Origin of the sequence: Staphylococcus pasteuri, assembly GCF_030547725.1 — a bacterium.
Taxonomy (GTDB): domain Bacteria; phylum Bacillota; class Bacilli; order Staphylococcales; family Staphylococcaceae; genus Staphylococcus; species Staphylococcus pasteuri.
In genome coordinates this window covers 1-246 of sequence record NZ_JAUOQO010000749.1, presented here as the reverse complement: position 1 = coordinate 246, position 246 = coordinate 1, and the positions used below count along the sequence as shown (strand labels likewise).

Sequence of the window (246 nt, the reverse complement as noted above, 5' to 3'; positions counted from 1 at the left end):
GCAGAAGAGTCAAAATCAAAAAGAAAAACACCAAAACCAGTTGAGCCAAAAACGGAATTTATTGAAGGCGCAACATCACTTGGTAAGGTAGAAGTAAAGGAAGAGCCAGTTGTAATAAAAGAAACACCCACCGACAAGCTAAAAGAAACACAGGTTGTTGATGAAAAAAAAGAGGTAAAAGAACAAGTAAAGGTAGATGAAGTAAAAAAAGAGGATGAAAAAGTTATAGAATCCAATTTTGATGAA

General features: G+C 34.1%; 1 pseudogene. It reads left to right on the top strand.

Annotation, left to right across the window (positions count from 1 at the left end):
* Positions 1–246, top strand: a pseudogene (locus Q4528_RS15370) (hypothetical protein); the annotation flags it as partial.